This window comes from Pseudomonas sp. G(2018) (genome assembly GCF_005502415.1).
In the GTDB taxonomy this organism is placed as follows: domain Bacteria; phylum Pseudomonadota; class Gammaproteobacteria; order Pseudomonadales; family Pseudomonadaceae; genus Aquipseudomonas.
On the sequence record NZ_SCOO01000016.1, the window covers coordinates 22384 to 44045 of the forward strand.

Annotated in this window: 19 protein-coding genes and 1 pseudogene; 11 read left to right on the forward strand and 9 right to left on the reverse strand. The window is 59.6% G+C overall.

The genetic code is table 11. The features are described 5' to 3' along the window. The first annotated feature begins 67 nt into the window (after positions 1 to 67). The 7 genes from FFS64_RS16665 to FFS64_RS16695 all read left to right on the forward strand — a co-directional run bounded on the left by FFS64_RS16665 (position 68) and on the right by FFS64_RS16695 (position 6975). Positions 68 to 907, forward strand: coding sequence for an AraC family transcriptional regulator (locus FFS64_RS16665; RefSeq protein ID WP_137806287.1), 840 nt, complete (start codon positions 68 to 70; stop codon positions 905 to 907). Positions 908 to 959: 52 nt separating this feature from the next. Continuing rightward, positions 960 to 1568, forward strand: a complete 609-nt coding sequence (locus FFS64_RS16670) for a LysE family translocator (RefSeq protein WP_137806288.1) — start codon at positions 960 to 962, stop codon at positions 1566 to 1568. 168 nt (positions 1569 to 1736) lie between these two features. Next, a complete protein-coding gene (locus FFS64_RS16675; RefSeq protein WP_218571087.1) occupies positions 1737 to 2723 on the forward strand; it encodes a LacI family DNA-binding transcriptional regulator in 987 nt (328 codons plus the stop codon). Between the two features lie 88 nt (positions 2724 to 2811). Beyond that, positions 2812 to 3594, forward strand: coding sequence for a sugar phosphate isomerase/epimerase (locus tag FFS64_RS16680; protein WP_137806290.1), 783 nt, complete (start codon positions 2812 to 2814; stop codon positions 3592 to 3594). Then, positions 3587 to 4621 carry a sugar kinase gene (locus FFS64_RS16685; RefSeq protein WP_137806291.1) on the forward strand — a complete coding sequence of 345 codons (1035 nt, stop codon included), beginning with the start codon at positions 3587 to 3589 and terminating at the stop codon, positions 4619 to 4621. Before FFS64_RS16680 ends, FFS64_RS16685 begins: the two co-directional genes overlap by 8 nt. A 47-nt stretch (positions 4622 to 4668) precedes the next feature. Next, complete coding sequence (locus tag FFS64_RS16690; protein ID WP_137806292.1) at positions 4669 to 5961, forward strand: MFS transporter; 1293 nt, start codon at positions 4669 to 4671, stop codon at positions 5959 to 5961. Between the two features lie 21 nt (positions 5962 to 5982). Continuing rightward, the gene (locus FFS64_RS16695) at positions 5983 to 6975 is read left to right on the forward strand and encodes a D-glycerate dehydrogenase (protein ID WP_137806293.1); all 993 of its coding nucleotides are present in this window, start codon (positions 5983 to 5985) and stop codon (positions 6973 to 6975) included. 40 nt (positions 6976 to 7015) lie between these two features. Here FFS64_RS16695 and FFS64_RS16700 read toward each other — a convergent pair whose 3' ends face one another. After that, positions 7016 to 7861 carry a fibronectin type III domain-containing protein gene (locus FFS64_RS16700; protein ID WP_137806294.1) on the reverse strand — a complete coding sequence of 282 codons (846 nt, stop codon included), beginning with the start codon at positions 7859 to 7861 and terminating at the stop codon, positions 7016 to 7018. Between the two features lie 130 nt (positions 7862 to 7991). Continuing rightward, positions 7992 to 9185, reverse strand: coding sequence for a pyridoxal phosphate-dependent aminotransferase (locus FFS64_RS16705; protein WP_137806295.1), 1194 nt, complete (start codon positions 9183 to 9185; stop codon positions 7992 to 7994). 335 nt (positions 9186 to 9520) lie between these two features. Between FFS64_RS16705 and FFS64_RS16710 the strand changes: the two genes are divergently transcribed. Next, positions 9521 to 9805 carry a LuxR family transcriptional regulator gene (locus FFS64_RS16710; protein ID WP_137806296.1) on the forward strand — a complete coding sequence of 95 codons (285 nt, stop codon included), beginning with the start codon at positions 9521 to 9523 and terminating at the stop codon, positions 9803 to 9805. Positions 9806 to 9900: 95 nt separating this feature from the next. On the opposite strand, the gene FFS64_RS16715 is transcribed toward FFS64_RS16710, so the two are convergent. The 5 genes and pseudogenes from FFS64_RS16715 to FFS64_RS16740 all read right to left on the reverse strand — a co-directional run bounded on the left by FFS64_RS16715 (position 9901) and on the right by FFS64_RS16740 (position 15481). Next, complete coding sequence (locus FFS64_RS16715) at positions 9901 to 10683, reverse strand: RHS repeat-associated core domain-containing protein (protein WP_171017097.1); 783 nt, start codon at positions 10681 to 10683, stop codon at positions 9901 to 9903. Between the two features lie 551 nt (positions 10684 to 11234). Continuing rightward, positions 11235 to 11456: pseudogene (locus tag FFS64_RS32225) on the reverse strand (RHS repeat-associated core domain-containing protein); the annotation flags it as partial. A 703-nt stretch (positions 11457 to 12159) separates the two neighbouring features. Next, complete coding sequence (locus tag FFS64_RS16725) at positions 12160 to 12642, reverse strand: hypothetical protein (RefSeq protein ID WP_137806299.1); 483 nt, start codon at positions 12640 to 12642, stop codon at positions 12160 to 12162. 300 nt (positions 12643 to 12942) lie between these two features. Continuing rightward, a complete protein-coding gene (locus FFS64_RS16730) occupies positions 12943 to 14091 on the reverse strand; it encodes a glycerate kinase (protein ID WP_137806300.1) in 1149 nt (382 codons plus the stop codon). Between the two features lie 268 nt (positions 14092 to 14359). Next, positions 14360 to 15481, reverse strand: a complete 1122-nt coding sequence (locus FFS64_RS16740) for a sugar diacid recognition domain-containing protein (RefSeq protein ID WP_137806302.1) — start codon at positions 15479 to 15481, stop codon at positions 14360 to 14362. 168 nt (positions 15482 to 15649) lie between these two features. Here FFS64_RS16740 and FFS64_RS16745 point away from each other — a divergent pair, with 168 nt between their 5' ends. From FFS64_RS16745 to rarD, 3 genes are all read left to right on the forward strand, one after another. Further along, on the forward strand, positions 15650 to 16960 hold the full coding sequence (locus FFS64_RS16745; protein WP_137806303.1) for an MFS transporter: 1311 nt from the start codon (positions 15650 to 15652) through the stop codon (positions 16958 to 16960). Positions 16961 to 17153: 193 nt separating this feature from the next. Next, complete coding sequence (locus FFS64_RS16755) at positions 17154 to 18167, forward strand: aldo/keto reductase (RefSeq protein WP_137806305.1); 1014 nt, start codon at positions 17154 to 17156, stop codon at positions 18165 to 18167. 258 nt (positions 18168 to 18425) lie between these two features. Then, complete coding sequence (rarD, locus tag FFS64_RS16765) at positions 18426 to 19307, forward strand: EamA family transporter RarD (protein ID WP_137806306.1); 882 nt, start codon at positions 18426 to 18428, stop codon at positions 19305 to 19307. 56 nt (positions 19308 to 19363) lie between these two features. Here rarD and hppD read toward each other — a convergent pair whose 3' ends face one another. Together hppD and FFS64_RS16775 are read right to left on the reverse strand one after the other, a co-directional pair. Continuing rightward, positions 19364 to 20440 carry a 4-hydroxyphenylpyruvate dioxygenase gene (gene hppD / locus FFS64_RS16770; RefSeq protein WP_137806307.1) on the reverse strand — a complete coding sequence of 359 codons (1077 nt, stop codon included), beginning with the start codon at positions 20438 to 20440 and terminating at the stop codon, positions 19364 to 19366. Positions 20441 to 20667: 227 nt separating this feature from the next. Then, positions 20668 to 21633 carry a DMT family transporter gene (locus FFS64_RS16775; RefSeq protein ID WP_137806308.1) on the reverse strand — a complete coding sequence of 322 codons (966 nt, stop codon included), beginning with the start codon at positions 21631 to 21633 and terminating at the stop codon, positions 20668 to 20670. Positions 21634 to 21662: the final 29 nt, after the last annotated feature.

Consider the following 21662-nt stretch of genomic DNA (forward strand, 5'->3'; position numbering starts at 1 on the left):
AAACGTTCTAGTCATTGCCCCCGCTGCAGGCGTTAAATGACTCGGTAATCCGTACCGCAGGTGCCGCATGACCTCTCACAACTGGATCGACCTGGCCCAGGACGCCGACACCGGCATCGAGACCCTGCGCGCGCATTTCGAGGGCCACGCCTACGATCCGCACTGGCATGACAGCTATCTGGTGGGCATCACCGAGCAAGGGGTACAGCAATTCAACTGTCGGCGAGCCAGGCATCAGAGCACGCCGGGCAAAGTGTTCCTGCTCGAACCCGGTGACATTCACGACGGCGAAGCGCCGACGGTCGAAGGGTTTACCTACCGCACGTTGTACCTCGATCCGCAGTGGTTGAAGCGCGAACTCAGCGCCGTGTTCGACAGCGCGCCCGACCAGGGTGAGTTGAGCTTCGCCAACACACTGGCGAGCGACGTGCGTCTGACCCACGCCACGAGCCTGGCGTTCGAAGCCTTGCATCGGGGCGAGCTAAAGATCGTTCGCCAGACCGCCCTCGACGGTTTGCTTGAACGCCTCACCACGCACCTGCACTGGCGCGCCCGTTATGCCAACGACCCGCGCTTGCCGCTGGTGGCGCAAAAGGCTCGGGACTTTCTGCACGCCCATGCCCACGAAGACATCGGCCTCGACCAGGTGGCCGCCGCCGCAGGGGTCGACCGCTTCCGCCTGACCCGCGCCTTCAAGGCCGCCTATGGCATCGCGCCCCACGCTTATCTGGTGCAGTTGCGCCTGGCCACGGCCCGGCGGATGCTGGCCCGGGGCGAGCAACCGGCGGCGGTGGCCATGGCGCTGGGGTTTGCCGATCAGAGTCATCTGGGGCGCTGGTTCGTACGGGCTTACGGCCTGACGCCCGCGCTGTATCGCAAGCGCTGCTCAAACCTTCCAGACAGGTAGCCCCGGCAACAGTGAGGATCCACTCACTGATCTTCACCGGAGTTTGCCCGCGATGCTGTCTTCGTTTCCGACGTTTCTGCCCTTCCTGCTGTTTGCCTTCGTGGCTTCGATCACCCCCGGCCCGACCAACATTCTGGTACTGAGCAACAGTGCCCGATTCGGTTTGACCGCCGCTGTTCCCATCATCTTTGGCGGTTGTGCCAGTGCGGCGACCCTTGTGCTGCTGGTGGGCACCGGGGCCGGTTCGTCATTGACCGCGCTGCCCGTCGTGCAAACCGCGATGCAGTGGGCCGGCGTAGCCTGGCTGAGTTACCTGGCGTGGCAAATCTTCAGCGCACCGGCCATGGCCATTACTTCGCAAAAAAGCGCAGACCGCCTCGGAGCCTGGGGTGCTGCCGGCCTGCAATGGATCAACCCGAAAACCTGGATGATGGCGTTGGCCGTGGTCAGCGTGTTTGCCGGGGCGGGAGAAGATCGTCTGATGCATGTGCTGTACCTGTCCCTGGCATTTTTTCTGATCTCGGTGCCGTGTCTCGGTGTCTGGGCGTTGCTCGGCGCGGGCTCCAGCCGCTGGTTGCGCTCGCCTCGCGCCATGCAACGGTTCAATCGCTGCATGGCCCTGCTGTTGCTGGGTTCGGCGTGGATGAGCGTTTTGGCTTGAGCCCATTTGTCGGACAATCGCTAACGCGGGGCTTGACGGCGAATCCGCTTTTGGTGTCTTCTGAAACCGGTTTCAGTACTGGCTCACAGCACACCGGACCTTATAAATCCAATAACAAGGTTTCAGCCCGTGAACGATTTCTCCGCCGCCCAACGCAGCCGCGTCACCATGCTCGACGTGGCCGAACACGCCAAGGTCTCCAAGGCCAGCGTGTCGCGGTTCATCGGTGACGACCGCGCCCTGCTCTCCGACGCCATTGCCCAGCGCATCGAGCAGGCAATTGCCGAATTGGGCTACCGCCCGAACCAGATGGCCCGCGGCCTGAAACGCGGGCGCACCCGCCTGATCGGCATGCTGGTGGCCGATATCCGTAACCCTTATTCGATTGCCGTGATGCACGGGGTGGAAACCGCCTGCCGTCAGCACGGCTATAGCCTGGTGGTGTGCAACACCGACCGCGACGACGAGCAGGAACGCCAGCACCTGGCACTGCTGCGCTCGTACAACATCGAAGGCCTGATCGTGAACACCCTCGGCCATCACCGCGACGAATTGCACGAACTGCACCGGGAAATGCCGCTGGTGCTGGTGGATCGCAAGGTCGAGCATCTTGAAAGCGATATGGTCGGACTGGACAACCCGCAAGCCGTCGACATGGCCCTCAAGCATCTTGAAGAACGTGGTTATCGTGACGTGTTGCTGGTGACTGAACCGTTCGATGGCACCAGTTCGCGAATTGAACGGGTGACGCGGTTCAAAGAGCAGATCGCGCAGCGCTCGACGCTGAGCGGGACGATCATCGAAACCGGCAGCGAGCTGACCGCGAACCTCAAATCCTTCCTCGACACACCCGGCCCCGGCCCGAAAGCGCTGTTCTGTGCCAACGGCATTGCGGCGCTGGCCAGCACCCATGCCTTGCGTGAACTCCAGTGCAAGCTCTTTGAAGACGTGGGTTTGATTGCCCTGGATGATCTGGATTGGTACCCGCTGGTGGGCAGCGGCATCACCGCCCTCGCCCAGCCGACGGAGGAGATTGGCGCGAGTGCGTTTGAGTGTCTGCTCAAGCGTTTGCGCGGGGATGACGGGCCGGTGCGGACCCTGGATTTTTCGGCGCGGTTGATTGTGCGGGGGTCGACCCGCGGGATTTCTCGGTGATTGTTCGGGCCTGCTCGCGAAGAGGCCCGAAAGAACAACACCTATTTTTTTGAACAAAAATGAAACCGGTTTCAGAGGTAGAAAAACAATGAACAAACCCGCCGTCTCCATCAGCCTATCCAGCTACGGCGCCGATCTGGTACGCCAGCGTGGCCAGGGCAGCTTCATCGAAATACTGGCCGCCGCCGGCGCCAATCGCATCGAATGGCGCGAAGAATTGCTGACAGACGAAGATCCTGCACAACTGTCCGAGGCTACTCGTACCCAAGGGCTTGAAAGCGTGTATTCCTCGCCCATGGAGCTGTGGCTGGCCGGCCAGTCGAAGCCCAACCCCGAACTGATCAACGCCCTGCAACGCGCCCAAACCTTCGGTGCCAAATGGCTGAAGGTTTCACTGGGCTACTTCACCGACAACAACGACCTGCAAACCCTCGCCCGCATCCTGGGGCAAAGTCCGGTGCAGTTGCTGGTGGAAAACGACCAGACCCTCCACGGCGGCCGCATCGAACCTTTCCAGCGTTTTTTCACTGAAGTCGAGCAGCACAAGCTGCCCATCAAAATGACCTTCGATATCGGCAACTGGCACTGGCAGGATCAATCCGCCGCCAGCGCCGCGCGGCTGCTCGGCCGCCATGTTGGCTATGTGCATTGCAAGGCCGTGTCACGGCGGGCCGACGGCAAGCTGGTCGCCATACCACCGGCTGCCAGCGACCTGCATCTGTGGGAGCAACTGCTGCGGCACATGGCCCAGGACGTGATGCGGGCCGCGGAATATCCGCTGCAAGGCGATGACCTGGTGCAGCTCACCACCGAGCATGTCGCCATCCTCTCCTGCCTCGGTCAGCCACAGCTGGAGAACGCCCATGTCTGAGATCGATATTCTGTCGTTCGGCGAAACCATGGCGATGTTCGTTGCCGATCAGAACGGCGACCTGGCCAACGTAGACCACTTCCACAAGCGCATAGCCGGGGCCGACAGTAACGTCGCCATAGGCCTGTCGCGACTGGGGTTCAAGGTGGCGTGGTTGAGCCGGGTCGGTGATGATTCACTGGGGCGGTTCGTGGCCGATACGCTGCAAAGAGAAGGCCTGGACTGCACCCATGTCGTGACCGACACCGCGCACCCCACCGGCTTTCAACTCAAGTCCCGCACCGACGACGGCGACGATCCCCGGGTCGAGTACTTCCGTCGTGGGTCGGCAGCCAGTCACCTGTCGCCGCAGTCGATCGTTCCCGAATTGCTCAAGGCGCGGCACCTGCACGCCACCGGCATTCCTCCGGCGCTGTCCGTCAGCGCGCGGGAAATGTCCTTCGAACTGATGACCCGTATGCGCGACGCCGGACGCAGCGTGTCCTTCGACCCCAACCTGCGCCCGAGCCTGTGGGCCAGCCAACAACAGATGATCAGCGAGATCAACCGCCTCGCCGCCCTCGCCCACTGGGTACTGCCGGGCTTGAGCGAAGGTCGTTTGCTGAGCGGTTTCGAAGACCCGGCCGATATCGCCGCGTTCTATCTCGATCAGGGTGTCGAAGCGGTGGCGATCAAACTTGGCCCACACGGCGCCTATTACCGCACGCAACTGGATGAAGGCTTCGTCGCGGGCGTGCCGGTGGAAACGGTGGTCGACACCGTCGGTGCCGGCGACGGTTTCGCCGTGGGCATGATCAGCGCGCTACTGGAAAACCACAGCATGGCCGACGCTGTGAAGCGTGCCAACTGGGTTGGCAGCCGGGCGGTGCAGAGCCGGGGGGATATGGAGGGGTTGCCGACCCGGTCCGAAATGTCCGTCGAATTCGAAACCGCCATTCGCGAGCAGGCTCGCTCCCACAAGGTCAACACCGTACCTGTGGGAGCGAGCCTGCTCGCGAAGAGGCCAGAACAATCACTGAAGATTTAAAACCGTTACCTGCTGCGACAAAAACAACAAGCTCAGGAGCACCACCCATGAAAACCGCAACCCTCGCCACCCGCCGCTGGTGGTACATCATGCCCATCGTGTTCATCACCTACAGTCTGGCGTACCTGGACCGCGCCAACTACGGCTTCGCCGCCGCATCCGGCATGGCCGCCGACCTGATGATCACCCCGGGCCTGTCGTCGATGCTCGGCGCGCTGTTCTTCCTCGGCTACTTTTTCTTCCAGGTGCCGGGGGCGATCTACGCGCAAAAGCACAGCGTGAAGAAACTGATTTTCGTCAGCCTGATCCTCTGGGGCAGCCTGGCAACCCTGACCGGCATCGTGTCCAATGCTTACTGGCTGATCGTCATCCGCTTCATGCTCGGCGTGGTCGAGGCCGCGGTGATGCCGGCGATGTTGATTTACCTGTGCCACTGGTTCACCCGTGCCGAACGCTCGCGGGCCAACACCTTCCTGATCCTCGGCAACCCGGTGACCATGCTCTGGATGTCGGTGGTCTCGGGCTATCTGGTGCAGCACTACAGCTGGCGCTGGATGTTCATCATCGAAGGTTTGCCGGCGGTGTTCTGGGCATTCATCTGGTGGAAGCTGGCGGATGATCGTCCAGCCCAGGCCAAGTGGCTCAACGACCAGGAAAAACACGACCTGGAAAGCGCCCTCGCCGCCGAACAGGTGGGCATCAAGGCGGTGAAGAACTACGCCGAGGCCTTCCGTTCGCCGAAAGTGATCATCCTGGCCCTGCAGTTTTTCTGCTGGAGCATCGGCGTCTATGGCTTCGTGTTGTGGCTGCCGTCGATCCTCAAGGCCGGCGCGCAGATGGACATGGTCGAAGCCGGCTGGCTCTCGGCGCTGCCGTATCTGGCGGCGGTGATCGGCATGTTGCTGGTGTCCTGGGGCTCGGACAAATTGCAGAAGCGCAAACGCTTCGTCTGGCCGCCGCTGCTGATCGCCTCGATTGCCTTCTACGGCTCCTACGCCTTGGGCGCGGAACACTTCTGGTGGTCCTACACCCTGCTGGTGATCGCCGGTGCGTGCATGTACGCGCCTTATGGGCCGTTCTTCGCGATCATCCCGGAAATCCTCCCGGCCAACGTCGCCGGTGGCGCCATGGCGCTGATCAACAGCATGGGCGCCCTCGGCTCGTTTGGCGGTTCCTATCTGGTCGGTTACCTGAACAGTTCCACCGGCTCGCCCGGCGCCTCGTACTTGTTGATGAGCGGTGCGCTGATGCTCTCGGTGGTGCTGACGATTGTCCTCAAGCCCGGCGCCAGTGACCGCGAACGGCCCCCGGTTGCCGAGACCCGCCCTGCCCACTCCTGAATTGAAGTAGAGAAACCCACGATGAAAAAGCAGGTTGTGCTGTACAAGAAACTCTCGCCGTCGCTGATGGCCCGCCTTCAGGAACAGGCCGAGGTGACGCTGATCGACAGCCTCGATGCCGATGGCTTGAGCCGCTTGCGTGCCGCCCTGCCCCATGCCCAGGGCTTGCTCGGCGCCAGTCTGAAACTGGACGCGCAATTACTGGACCTGGCACCGGATCTGGAGGTCATCGCCAGCGTCTCGGTGGGCGTTGACAACTACGATGTCGACTACCTCACCGAGCGACGCATCCTGCTCACCAACACCCCGGACGTACTCACCGAAACCACCGCCGACACCGGCTTCGCCCTGATCCTGGCCACTGCCCGGCGCGTGGTGGAGCTGGCAAACCTGGTTCGCGCCGGCAACTGGCAGCGCAACATCGGTCCCGCGCACTTTGGTACCGACGTGCACGGCAAAACCCTGGGCATCATCGGCATGGGGCGGATCGGTGAAGCCTTGGCCCAGCGCGGACATTTCGGTTTTGGCATGCCGGTGATCTATCACAGTCATTCGCCGAAACCGGCGGTGGAGCAGCGATTCCATGCGCAGTACCGCAGCTTGCCCGAGTTGTTGCAGCAGGCCGATTTCGTTTGCCTGACCTTGCCCCTGACCGCTGAAACCGAGGGATTGATTGGGACGCAGCAGTTTGCACAAATGCGGCCCGAGACCATATTCATCAACATTTCGCGAGGCAAGGTAGTGGACGAAAAGGCGCTGACCGAAGCACTGCATGCGGGACAGATTCGCGCCGCCGGGTTGGACGTGTTCGAGCGCGAGCCACTCAACCCGGATTCACCGTTGTTGCAGTTGGATAATGTGCTGGCGACCCCGCACATTGGGTCGGCGACCCATGAAACCCGGGAAGCCATGGCCAAGTGTGCGGTAGAGAATTTGTTGGCGGCGCTGGCGGGTCAGCGGCCGGGGAATCTGGTGAATGTGCAGGCGTGGATCGCGGCTGGGGACTTTGATTGAGTCCCACCACACTGCTTCTTGCCCGGTACTTCACTCGGTGTCACAACTCGAAAATTTTACCCTCTAGTGGCGGCACTGAGTCCCCCATCGCATTGCGAGCCGTAATGGCGACTTGGTAGTTATCAAGCAAGAGAACGGGCGAAATCGTCGGCTCGAGTGAATCATACGTGGTTGTTCCCCTCAGAGAGATCATGACAATGTGATAATCGGTCACTGCCGGCCCATCCTCAGGAGCATCCCAATCAATCTTGATACGAATCCCTGTCCGTTTGTGACGAAAGTTGGTGGGAGGCTTCGGCACGGAATTATCGTCTGTGCGGGTGGTAAAATTCCTCTCCGCTGCATCGGACAACGTTGACTCGACAGTCCTCGACCTGACCTCGACCCTGTACCGGGTGGCCGGTTTCAACGAAGTGAGCGTGTATACCAGTTCACGTGTGGAGGCAATGGGCTCTCCATCGCGATAAATCACATAGTCAAACACCGGTGTTCCAGGGGGAGTACGCCATCTGAAAACTGCGGAGTGACTCGTGACATCGGAGTACTGTAGAAAGAGAGGCCACTCTGGAAATCCACCAATTTCTACATGGCTTGGCGTCGAGACAATATTGACGCCTGATTTCGCACGAATACTCACGCGATACCTGTTATCTATTTTCAGCCCCGTTAGTTCGTACGGGGGCGCAATCACTTCAATCGGGGGTCTACCTTCAACGCTGACTTCAAAACCCGTAGCGTTGGGACACAGGGGGCACCCTGCATAGAAGTTATCCCAATCCAGCCTGGCCCTGGATGCTGAAAGGCGGCGGCCTCTCAAATTGCCGGGAGCACAGATAACCACCCCGGCATAATCCATCGAGTCGGCGTCTTTCTTATTCGTACTCATCAGTCAGCCCTGTCAGTCATCCTCATACCTCCATTGAACAAACGGCTGCGCCGTTGCACAACCTGACAGAACTGATAGTGGCGACAAGTAAATTCCCCTACTACTAGTTACAAAGTATGCGTTGTCAATTTCAGGCAAATTCCGCGCGTGGCTCCAGCAAGTCCTCCGCACACAGTGCAATCCGGCGACAGGCGTCGGCCAGTTTTATCCGGTCCACTACCAGCCCCAGGCGAATATGCCCCGCCGCACTCGGCCCAAACGCTTCGCCCGCCAGCACCGACACGCCATAGCCTTCCAGCAGCCGCTCGGCGAAGTGCTGTGCGGACAGCCCGGTCTGGCGCACATCGACCATCACGAACATGCCACCGTCCGGTTGAATGGCACGGATGCCCGGACAACGGTTGAGACTTGAACACACCAGGTCACGCCGCCGACGGTACTCTTCGCGCATCAACGCCACCTCAGGCAAGTCCTGATCCAGTGCCAGTTGCGCGGCGTTTTGAATGAACTCGGGAATCCCGAACAGCATGCACAACGACAGATGCTCCAAGTGATCGGCCAAGGGTGGCGGCCCGATCATCCAGCCCACCCGCCACCCGCTCATGGCATGGGATTTGGACAGGCTGTTGATTGTCGCGGTGCGCTCGGCCATGCCCGGCAGGCTCGCAGGGCTGATGTGGTCGCCCTCGTACAACAAGTCGCTGTAGACCTCGTCACTGATCAGCCACAGGTCGTGACGAATACACAACGACGCCAATGCCTTCCAGATCGATAGCGGTAAACTGGCGCCGGAAGGATTGTTGGGACTGTTGAGCAGAACGGCGCGGGTCTTCGACGTGATCAGGGCTGCGACATCCTCGGGGTCAACCCGAAAACCATTCTCCGGCCGTACCGCCACCGGCACGATTTTAGCCCCGATGGCACCGAACACGCCTTCATAAGTGACGTACATCGGTTCGGCGACAATCACCTCATCGCCGGGGTCGAGCAGGCATTGCGCAACCGAGTACACCGCACACTGGGCGCCGGGAAACACCATCACATGCTCGGCAGCAACCACCTGACCACTGCGCTGTTTGTGTCGACGGGCGATGCTGTCGCGCAATCCACGGGTGCCGCGCACGGGAGGATAGTGAGTGTCGCCGGCGACAAGGCTGTCGATGGCAGCCCGCACGATGGGTCGTGGCGTATCGAAGTCAGGATCGCCGATCGACAACAGCAACACATCGACGCCCTGCTCGCGCAATTGCACCGCTCGATCATGAATCTGCCAGGCCGCCGCTCCGTCACCGGCGATTCGTTGGGTCAAGGCGGAATAGCGCATGTCGTTCTCCATTCGCGCGGGATCCTGAGTCAACCCTATCTCAATTCGCCAAACACGCCAGCGCGGCGTTTGAATTAGATGACCAAATGAGACAGCGCGCATGAGTCCATTTTTTTTTGAGGGAAAAAGACAACACACTCAGCAGCTTATACAGATCCTGGTCAGCCACCTGTAATTTATGACAGGTCCCAGAAATTTTCATTCGGGATATAAAGAATTCGAACCTGCAGCCGCCTGCCCGGGCGGCTGAGGGAAAGTCACGCGCCCCTGCCGATGTGGAGCAGGACGATCAAGCGCAGCCCGCAATCATTGTCGATAGATGGGAGACACCGAATATGTACCGTGCCCAATCAACGCAATTGCATTTATCAGCGGCTCAGGCCCATTTTCAACATCAGGGCCCGGAACAAACCACGGTCATCAAACTGACCGCCAGGGAAAAAGAAGTGCTGCAGTGGAGCGCAGTCGGCAAGTCATCCTGGGAAATCGGCATGATCTTCAACTGCACCGAGGCGGGGGTGAACTATCACTTTTCCAATATCCGCCGCAAGTTCGGTGTGAGTTCTCGCGGTTGCGCCGTGGTCAAGGCGTTGGAGTTGGGGTTGATTGAGTTGCCTTGAAGCCGGCACAGCGTACGATTTCAAGAGGTGACATCGATTGCAAAGTAGCGAGGTCCATGCTCGTGCCGAAGGCGACGAGCATGGACAGGTTCATACTACTTTTTGGCTGGAACGAAGTGAGATCGAATGGCTTTCATTTCTTCCTCTGATCGACTCCAATTGCCAGTCAAAACCTGCTTCGTACTCCGAAACATTGAATCAGAAGCTACTGACTGGGAGTTCCATTGTTCCAATCCGCTGGGAGGGTTACCCAGCGACTCTCCGAACTTGGCCCCTGTTACAGGCGACCTGCCAGGAACACCGGGTCCAGTCCCTTGGGTCGTGTATTTGACTTGAATTTCTCCGCTGTTGACACCCTCCCAAAATCCCCCTCTTTTGTTCCCTGGTTTAGCAGGGACACTTTTCGAAATTTTACTAGTAACAGCCGTTGTTTTGGCTGTCGGCTTCGCGACTACATCGGCTCCGGTGCCTTTCTTGGCTGGCTTGAGCACGGACTCGTCCAAGGAATCCCGACTACCGCGCTTCACACCGGCCGCAACATTTTTCGGCTTAAGCAATTTGGATACTCTTGATACAAGTTTTGAAACCCAGCCCAATCCAAAAGGAACATTCCCCGAAGGATCCGTAAAGTCATTTGGATTCCCGAAGCAGTACGCATATTGATTGAATCCCGCCTCTCCGTACACGCCGTAATTATCCGGACTATGAAACTTCATCAATAAAGGGCTATAAATCCGGGTGCCATTGCCCAGCGCATACCCATCAATACCCTCTTCAAGAAATTGGCCATTGAACCCTATGGCGCTGCCGTTCAACGGCTGATCCTTTCGATGACCATATGCCGTATAAGCGCTGTCAACCCGTCCTGTGGTACTCATGCTGGATAACACCGTGCTCTTGCGATCACCGGCCAGCATCAAGACTTTGGGGCATCACCTGCCTGGAGCTCAGCGAGCGCATTATTGTCACCCCACATGAAAGTGCGGCTGTCAGCCCCCTTGACCTGGTTGGCCAACTGATCGCCTTGATAAAAACGCTGCGCCTGCCCGCTGCCGTCGTCATTGCCGGCGATGTGATCCAGGGGGGTGTAGGTGAAGCTTGTGCTTTTCGACGCCCCACCCGACGGTTCGCTGACGCTGATTAACCGACCAAGGGCGTCATATTCGAGGGTGCGTTTCTCTTCGTCCTGAATCAGGTGTCCGTCCAGGTTGTAGGTCAGATCGATTTGCTTCGGGTAGTCCGGATGATTGTTGGTGACCTTGCTCAGTTGCACCTTGTCCGCATTGTCGTAGTAATACCTTGCCCGATTGGAAGTGCCGTCGAAATAGGTAATCACGAACGTGATGTTATCCAGCTTATCGAATGTGAACACTTGTTTCTGGATGACTTTGCCGTAGGGGTCAACAGGACACTGGGTACCGGTGCATTTGCCCCGGCAATAACAATAGGGATTTACACCGCCGCTGCCGAAGGGGCTGTTCGAGTCCCGAGTATGAAAACGCATCAGCTCCGGGTTATAAGCCCGGTAGCCCCTGCCCAACAGATACCACCCGTTGTCCGGGTCAAGAAATTCGCCGTTGAAGGCCAGCAGGCTCTGTGGCGCGTCATCACTGTGGCGTTCGCCATAGGCGCTGTAAACGGATGGGTACAGTTACCCAGTCCGTCATACAAATATGTATCAACAGAAACTTCCTGCTGCGCCGCATCCAGCACGCGCGTGCGCACCGGCTTGCCGAACTCGTTTAGCCAGGTTTCGCTGCAACCGCTGATAATGGGATTTGGTCCGGCGCTCTGGCGCCAGCTACGTATGACCGTCCCCTCCCAGTCCGCAGTTCCGATCGGGTCGATACGTTGATGAGTTTCGACATTATCCGGGCCGATTATCGTGCATTGCTGCGCCCAGTCGTCGTACTTGAAACGGGTGGTCAAAGCCAACTCTTCATCGTCCAGCCAGTCGTATACGGTGCTTTCGATCAGATCACCCCGCGTGTTGTAGCGTGCTGAGCTGGTTCGCCGGTACAGGTTCGGATTGTCACTATCGACATGATCGCGCTCTACCAGTATTGCGCGACCGAACCCGTCGTGGACGGTGCGTGTCTTGACCTGTCTGGCGTTGATGATGATGTGTTCGGCTGATTCTCCATGAGCGGCGCTGAGAGTGGTTTGGTAATCACGGCGAGCTTCGTTGGCAGTGTCGTACGCCACAATTTCACTGGTCAGCCGACGTAAGGCGTCGTAGTTGTAACGGACTTCCACGTCACCGTCCTGGTTCAACAGTTCCTGTCCAGTGAGCAACGAATGCTGCACGGTGCTGGTTTGAGCATCGACCCCGGCAGCATGGAGCAGGTCCAGGGCTACCGAATGCAGGAATTCGGCCCGGTTCTGTCGATGAGCACCGGGGTCGGTGGGGATTCTCGGTGGGTCTCGTCAAACCAGTTCTTTACGCGGTAACGATACTGGAATAGCCCTTCGTAACCGCGGAATGTATCAACGGGGATCGACCTTGACAGGGGGAATTCTGAGTCAGGCAATTCACCTATCCAGGGAATCTCTTCTGGGTTACCGATACGCAACCAATTCTGTGAATGGGGAAGCTTAATCTCGTGCGTCAGTACATTCGGCCCTATACCATTTTCTGGGTCAGGTGGAAGAAGAGGTCGGCTATCCCACACTGGAATGGAGGTTTTCAACGCTGCGTCAACGTCCCTGCTGTGTATCAAACCGGTTTCATCAAGGGCATCCACGATGATGGGTTTCACGATATCGGCCCGGGAGAACCATTCACGGTAACGGGCGCGCACTTGCTCAGCAGTCAGTTTCTGGAATGAACTGGCCATGTGTGTCTCTCCAAATCCGTTTCAGTTCGGCCATGAACAGCGTCATGGCCTTCAAACTTCTCTGGCAGCCCAACCCATGGCTAAACACTGCTAAGCGCTTGTCGTTCTGCCCGGTCGCAAGACCTGGAGGAATTAAGCGCCGGTTTTTTCAAACGCGATACTGTCAAAGTTGACAGGTACCCGGGTGCTTGATCAGTTTGATCCACTGTAGGAGCTGTCGAGTGAAACGAGGCTGCGATCCTTTGATTTTCGGCGGTCCCAGGAAGATCAAGATCAAAAGATCGCAGCCTGCGGCAGCGCCTACAGGGGATTGCGCAGAGCTGCCACCCGCCACACCCGGGCAATATCGCTCGCCCGCTCACGCAACAGGCGAGGCGCTTCGCTGCAGGCTTGCGCCAGGGACATCGGCCCGCTCGCCAGGGCGAACGCGGCGTCGATGCCATACTCGTACAGCGCCTGATACCCCTCGCCCAAGGTGCCGGCGATGACGATCACTGGAACACCCTGTTGCCTGGCAATCCGCGCGACGCCGAACGGTGTTTTCCCGCGCAGGGTCTGGGCATCGAAACGCCCTTCGCCGGTGATCACCACGTCGGCGTTTTGCACGGCGTCGGCCAGGCCGACCAACTCCGCCACCACTTCAACACCGGCCTTGAATTGCGCGCCGAGAAACGCCTTGGCGGCAAAACCCAAGCCGCCTGCCGCGCCGCTGCCCGGCTCGTCGCGTACCTCTTTGCGCAGGACATTGGCACAGTGATCGGCGAAGTGTCCGAGCGCGTGGTCCAGTAGCTGGACCTGCTCGGGCGAGGCACCTTTTTGCGGGCCGAAAATCGCTGAAGCGCCGTGGGGGCCGCAGAGGGGATTGTTCACATCGGCGGCGATGTCGAAGCGCACTTTGGCCAGTCGCGGATCTATGTCGCTCAGGTCGATGCGGAAGAGCTGTGCAAGGGCGAGGCCGCCCGGTGCCAGGGGCAGGCCTTGGGCATCGAGCAGTTTGACGCCCAGGGCTTGCACCGCCCCGGCACCGCCGTCATTGGTGGCGCTACCGCCGATGGCCAGAATGACTCGCTGCGCGCCGGCATCGAGAGCGGCGCGGATCAGTTCACCGGTGCCGAAGGTGCTGCTGATGCAGGCATCGCGCTGATCGACCGGCACCAATTGCAAACCGCTGGCCTCGGCCATTTCAATGATCGCGGTGTGGCTGTGGGGCAACCAGCCCCAGGCGGCTTCGACCGTCGCGCCCAGCGGCCCTTGCACCATGGTATGCCGAAGCTGGCCATCGCACGCTGCCAGCACCGACTCGACCGTTCCTTCCCCGCCGTCGGCCATCGGGCATTTGATCAACTGCGCATCGGGCCAGACCTCGGCCAGGCCAAGGGCAATGGCATCGGCCACGCTCTGGGCGCTCAGGCTGTCCTTGAACGAATCGGGGGCAATCACGATTTTCATGGGAATTCTCCAGTTCCAATGCCCCCATGCTGCCAGCCGGCACGCGCAATGACGCCGGTCCGCTGCACAAGCGGTCATGAGGATTATTGTTCATTTCCACAAATTCGGATTCACACCGACAGGGGATTGGTGTCGTTCAAGAAATTTGTGCCCCCCACAGACTAACGTGGGAGCGGGCTTGCCCGCGAAAGCGGTGGATCAGTCAACATGGATGCTGAATGTGATGGCCTCATCGCGGGCAAGCCCGCTCCCACAGGGTATGAGTCGTCTATGGATTTGGATCGGTCTGGGGGAGTAGTTGGACGCCAAGGTAAAGGGCGAGCATGCCATCGAGGCGCAGGGGATCGACGCCGCTCAGCTCGGCGATCCGCTCCATCCGGTAGCGCAAGCTGTTGCGATGAATCCCCAGCGCTTCAGCGCAAGCCTGGCTCTGGCCGTCGTGGTCGCACCAACTGCGCAAGGTCGCCAGCAGTTGGCCGTTGCTGTCCTTGGCGATGACTTTGCGCAACGGGTTGAGCAACTCGTCGAGGGCATCGTCGTTGCGGTGGCGCCAGAGCATTACCGGCAATCGATAACGGGTCAGCGTCAACAAACGCGATTGCGGCAGCACATCGCGCCCATAAGCCAGCAGATCACCGACCCGGCGATAGCAGCGGCGCAAACCCGCCAGCCCATCCGCCTGCCCGCCCACGGCAATGCGCAAAATATTCCAGCCCAGGCCGTCGAGCTTTTCCAGCAAGCGGTCATGCTCGATGTTCTGGCTCGCCGGCCGGCACCACAGCAACGAGGACTTGGCCGAACTCACGCACCAACTGTCGGGGTAACGGCTGGTCAACCAGGCACTGAGCGCCTCGACGGTTTGCCCCGGCCCGTGTTCCAGGCCCAGTTCGAACAAGTACGGCACCCGGGTCATTTGCGGTTTCAGTCCGAGCTGTTGCGCCTCGTCGATCAATCGCGGTGAACTGCCAGCGTCACTGAGCAGCAATGCCAGCAAATCATCGCAACGCTGGCGCCGCCATTGCTGCTCGGCTTGCTGATTACGCTGGCCTACCAGCATCTCGGCAGTCATCCGCACCAGTTCGGCGTAGGTGCGCAATTGCTCGGGTTCGCCGGTGATGCCCAGTACGCCGATCAAGCGTTGATCGAGCATCAACGGCAGGTTGATGCCCGGCTGCACGCCTTTGAGATGAATCGCGGTCTGCGCGTCGATCTCCACCACGCGCCCGTTGGCCAGCACCAGTTGCGCGCCTTCATGGCGGGTGTTGACCCGCTCCGGTTCGCCGCTGCCGAGGATCAACCCCTGACTGTCCATGACGTTGACGTTGTACGGCAGGATGGCCATCGCCCGGTCGACGATGTCCTGGGCCAGGTCGTGATCGAGTTCGAACATAACGGTGTTCCTTGAATTCGTGATGGGTCGATTGTTCGCCCGCACAGGGCTTGATGGCAAACCCTGTGCGCAGGCACAAAGACAACGACCCGGGCGGTGGCCGAGACTCGCAGGGCGATCAACGTTACCCTTTGCATCGCAAAAAATCATAATAAAGAGAGAGCCGCCATGTCACAGAGCGCCGCCGCTACCCAGGCCATCGTTGACGAGAAAAACGCCGTCTACAAGCGCATCACCCTGCGTTTGATCCCCTTCATTTTCATCTGCTACCTGTTCAACTACCTCGACCGGGTCAACGTCGGTTTCGCCAAGTTGCAGATGCTCGACGCGCTGAAATTCAGCGAAACCGTGTACGGCCTCGGCGCCGGGATCTTCTTCATCGGCTACGTGCTGTGCGGCGTGCCGAGCAACCTGGCCCTGACCAAATTCGGCCCGCGGCGCTGGATCGCGCTGATGATGATCACCTGGGGCACGCTGTCGACCTGCCTGCTGTTCGTCACCACGCCGACCGAGTTCTATACCTTGCGCCTGTTCACCGGCGCGGCCGAAGCCGGGTTCTTCCCGGGCGTGGTGCTCTACCTTTCGCAGTGGTTCCCGACCTTCCGCCGTGGCCGCATCATGGCACTGTTCATGTCGGCGATCCCGGTGTCCGGCCTGTTGGGCAGTCCGTTTTCCGGCTGGATTCTCAACCACTTCGCCGCAGGCCAGGGCGGTATGGCGGGCTGGCAGTGGATGTTCCTGCTGCAAGGCATTCCGACCGTGATCCTCGGCGCCCTCGCCTATTTCCTACTCAGCGACAGTTACGCCAACGCCAAATGGCTCACGCCGTTCGAGCGTTCGGTACTGGAAGCCGACCACGCCGAAGACCTGGCCAACAAACCGAAAACCACCACCGATTCGCTGCTGGCGGTGTTCAAGAACCCGGCGATCTGGGCCTTCGGCCTGATCTACTTCTGCATCCAGAGCGGCGTTTATGCGATCAACTTCTGGCTGCCGTCGATCATCAAGAACCTGGGCTTCAGCGATAACCTGGTGATCGGCTGGCTGAGTGCAATTCCTTATCTGTTGGCGGCGCTGTTCATGCTGATGGTCGGCCGCTCGGCGGACCTGCGCAAGGAGCGCCGCTGGCACTTGGTGGTGCCGATGCTGATGGGCGCGCTCGGCCTGCTGATCGCGGTGAACTTCGCCGCCAACCCGGCCATCGCCATCCTCGGCCTGACCATTGCCACCATGGGCGCCCTCACCGGCCTGCCGATGTTCTGGCCGGTGCCGACCGCCATGCTCAGTGCCGGCGCTGCGGCTGGTGGCCTGGCACTGATCAACTCCATGGGCCAGATGGCCGGTTTCCTCAGCCCGTACCTGGTGGGTTGGGTCAAGGACAGCACTGGCTCGACCGATGCCGCTTTGTATGTGCTGGCGGGTGTGATTGTCGGCGGGAGTCTGCTGGCGTTGCGCATGACGCGCACATTGCGGGTGTAATACAGATCCCCTGTGGGAGCGAGCCTGCTCGCGAATACGGTATGAAATTCAACAAACAAGTTGACTGACACTCCGCTTTCGCGACCAGGCTCGCTCCTACAGTTTTGATTTTGTGTGGTTGATAAATCAGTTTGCCCCGCGCGGTTGTTCTGGTATTTGTTTGAGCCTTTCCCTCTGGCAAAAGGATTTCGACATGAGCTATCGCACGCTGGGTCATTCGGGTTTGCAGGTGTCTACCCTTACCCTGGGCACCATGATGTTCGGCGAACAGACCAGCACCGAAGATTCCCTGCGGATCATCGGCAAGGCCTGGGACCAGGGCATTAATTTCATCGACACCGCCGACGTCTACACCAACGGCCGCTCCGAAGAAATCGTCGGCGAAGCCATTGCCAGTCGCCGTCACGAATGGGTGCTGGCCACCAAGGTCGGTTTCGGTCCGGTGGATGGGGTGCCGAATCGCAGTGGCCTGAGCCGCAAGCACCTGTTCAACGGCATCGACGCCAGCCTGACGCGCCTCGGTACTGACTACCTCGACATCTATTACCTGCACCGCGAAGACCACAACACGCCGCTGGAGGTCACGGTGTCGGCGATTGGCGATCTGATTCGCCAGGGCAAGATCCGCTATTGGGGTTTGTCGAACTACCGCGGCTGGCGCATTGCCGAAGTCATACGCGTCGCCGATAAGCTGGGGGTCGACCGACCGGTGATCAGCCAGCCACTGTACAACATCGTCAACCGTCAGGCCGAAACCGAGCAAATCACCGCCGCGCAGAGTTATGGCCTCGGTGTGGTGCCCTACAGCCCGCTGGCGCGCGGCGTACTCAGCGGCAAGTACGCGCCGGACGTGAAACCGGACGCCAACAGCCGCGCCGGGCGCCAGGACAAACGCATTCTGGAAACCGAATGGCGCGTCGAATCCCTGCGCATCGCCCAGCAGATCCAGCAATACACCCAGGAGCGTGATGTGGGCATCGTCGAGTTCGCGATTGCCTGGGTGCTGAACAACCGCGCCGTCACCTCAGCCATCGTCGGCCCGCGCACCGAAGCGCAGTGGGATGCCTACACTAAGGCGCAGGCGGTGCAGATCACGGCTGAAGATGAAGCCTTTATCGATTCGCTGGTGACGCCGGGTCATGCGTCGACACCGGGGTTCAACGATGTGAGCCATTTCGTCTCAGGTCGTAAACCCCACAACAACTGAAGTAACAGATAGCCCCCTTGTGGGAGCGAGCCTGCTCGCGAAAGCGCCAGGTCAGTTGACATCATCACTGACTGATCCACCGCCTTCGCGAGCAGGCTCGCTCCCACAGGGTTGTAGGTCTGACGCGGGATCCGTGTCCCCCGCTCCCACAAGGGTTCGTCGCTGGATTGTTGGAAATATTGATCACCCGAACAATATTCAGCACAAAAAACACGTATCCTCCGCCCCCCGTTTCACGTTCAACCTCGTGAGGACAGCTTGTCTAAAGGTATCGCTCTATCGGTTTCAGCCTCGGTGCTGTTTGCCGTCATGTATTACTACACTTCGCTGCTCACCCCCTTGAGCGGCGTGGAGATTTTCGGTTGGCGCATGCTGCTGACCGTGCCGTGCATGACCGTGTTCATGGTGGTGTCCGGCGAATGGCGGCGTGTGGCCGACCTGCTGCGGCGGATCAGCCTCCGACCGAAGTTGGTCGTTGGCCTGATCGTCTCGTCGGCGTTGCTGGGTGTACAACTCTGGCTGTTCATGTGGGCGCCGCTCAACGGCTACAGCCTCGACGTGTCGCTGGGCTATTTCCTGTTGCCGCTGGCCATGGTACTGACCGGGCGTATCGCCTACGGTGAGCGCCTGTCGTACCTGCAAAAGGTCGCGGTGTTCTTTGCCACCCTGGGCGTGGTCAATGAGTTGTATCAGGTCGGCGGATTTTCCTGGGCCACACTGGTGGTGGTCGTTGGCTATCCGCTGTATTTCGTGCTGCGCAAATGGCTCAAGGCCGACAACCTCGGCGGACTGTGGGTGGACATGACCCTGATGCTGCCGATTGCCTACTGGTTTGTGCACGGTGGTGAGCAAGGCTTCGGCGTCTTCGATCAGCACCCGGCATTGGCCTGGCTGATCCCGCTGCTCGGTCTGATCAGCGCCTCGGCACTGGTGGTCTACATCATCGCCAGCCGCTTGCTGCCGTTCAGCCTGTTCGGGTTGCTGAGCTATGTGGAGCCGGTGCTGTTGCTCGGTGTCGCGTTGTTGCTGGGTGAAAGCATCAAGCCGGGGGAATGGCTGACCTATATCCCGATCTGGTTGGCAGTGCTGGTGTTGGTGTTTGAGGGGTTCAAGCACCTGATGCGCCAGCGACGGCCTTAAAAACAAAAGATCCACAAAAAAACCGGTCAATGACCGGTTTTTTTGTTTACAAAGGCTTAATCGGTGGACAACACACCACGACGAACCTGGTCGCGCTCAATCGATTCGAACAGCGCCTTGAAGTTGCCTTCGCCGAAACCATCGTCACCCTTGCGCTGGATGAACTCGAAGAACACCGGGCCCATCAGGGTTTCCGAGAAGATCTGCAGCAGCAGACGCTTGTCGCCCGCCTCGGACGAACCGTCCAGCAGAATGCCCCGTGCCTGCAGTTCGCCGACCGGCTCGCCGTGGTTCGGCAAACGGCCTTCGAGCATTTCATAGTAGGTGTCCGGCGGCGCGGTCATGAAGCGCATGCCGATGCTTTTCAGGTGATCCCAGGTCTTGATCAGGTCGTCGGACAGGAACGCAACGTGCTGGATGCCTTCGCCGTTGAACTGCATCAGGAACTCTTCGATCTGCCCGGCGCCCTTGGACGATTCTTCGTTCAACGGGATGCGGATCATGCCATCCGGCGCGGTCATGGCCTTGGACGTCAGGCCGGTGTATTCGCCCTTGATGTCGAAGTAGCGGATCTCGCGGAAGTTGAACAGCTTCTCGTAGAAGTTCGCCCAGTAGGCCATGCGGCCGCGGTACACGTTGTGGGTCAGGTGGTCGATGATTTTCAGGCCTGCACCGACCGGGTGGCGGTCCACGCCTTCGAGGTACACGAAGTCGATGTCGTAGATCGAGCTGCCTTCACCGAAACGGTCGATCAGGTACAGCGGCGCGCCGCCGATGCCTTTGATCGCCGGCAGGTGCAGCTCCATCGGGCCGGTTTCGATGTGGATCGGCTGAGCGCCGAGTTCCAGGGCGCGCTTGTAGGCTTTCTGCGAATCCTTGACCCGGAATGCCATGCCGCACACCGACGGACCGTGCTCGGCCGCGAAATACGAGGCCACACTGTTGGGTTCGTTGTTGAGGATCAGGTTGATTGCGCCCTGGCGATACAGGTGCACGTCTTTGGAACGGTGGGTCGCGACCTTGGTGAAGCCCATGATCTTGAAGATCGGCTCCAGGGTGTTGGGGGTCGGCGATGCGAATTCGATGAACTCGAAGCCCATCAGGCCCATTGGGTTTTCGTATAAATCTGCCATGGTTGGCGCCTCATCATTCTTATCAATTAACAAAGGTTAGTTGCTAGCAATGCTGAGACCGGTGGGTGGCGCACAGGAGATGCCCCGCACGCTGCGGGCGAGAAAATCACCGTAGATCAATTGAAACCCTAATATCTTCATTGTCGACCCAAGGCTCTTGCGGGCGAGGCTTCTGCTGCCAGAAGACGTTATTCTTATATGCGTAACCCGATTCTACACAGCGTAAATCAGTTTGTCCGCCTTCTGTATAAAATCCGCTTTTTTCCCGTGGACGCAAGGGGTTTGTTGCACAGGTAAATCCCCGCCAGAACCAGCCCTCCCCCCAGATACATCGCCAGCGTCAGTTGCTCGCCCAACAGCAGCGCGCCGAGAATCACGGCTGTCAGCGGGTTCAGGGCGATAAACACACCGGAGCGGGTCGCACCGATCTTGCGGATGCCGTCGTAGTAGGCAATGTACGCCAGGGCCGAGCCCAATACGCCAAGGTACGTCAGGCTCAGCCACTGTGTCGGGCCAAGACTGGCGAGTGCATCCACACTCACCTCGCCACGAAACGCGCAAGTCAGCCACAGCATCAAGGTGCCCAGCAGAATCGACCAGGTCACCGTTTGCACCGGCCCCAGGCTGTGATTCAGCTCCCTGGAGCACAGCGAATAAATCCCCCAACCGAGTACGCAACCGAGAATCAACAGGTCGCCGATCCAGGCATCGGGATTGTCGGCGAGCAGTTGCGGGTTGCGGCTGACGATCACCAGGCTTGCGCCGGCAATGCAGATGGCGATACCGACGACTTTCAGCCGACTCAAGCGCTCCTTGAACAACAGCCACGAGGCCAGGCCGATCACCGCCGGGTTCAGCGCCACGATCAGCGACGCCCGCGAGGCGTTGATGTAGTGCAGGCCATAAAAGAAACACAGGTTGTAAAAGAAGATCCCGAAAAACCCCAGCAGCACCAATTGCAACCATTGCCTGGGGCTGGGTCGCACCAGCCGTACGCGGGTCAGGAGTAAAAACAGCAGCAACGCCGTACTGGCCAGAAGGAACCGCAAGCTGGCGGCAAACAGCGGGCTGAGGCTGTCAGCCAGAAACCGCCCGGCCACAAAGGTGCCGCCCCAGATCATGGTGACCATTGCCAGTGTCAAATAAACGGGCACATCGGACTGCCTGGACAGGCTTTGTTCACATGTGGACATAGGTCTCCGGGGTTGTGAGCGATTGGATG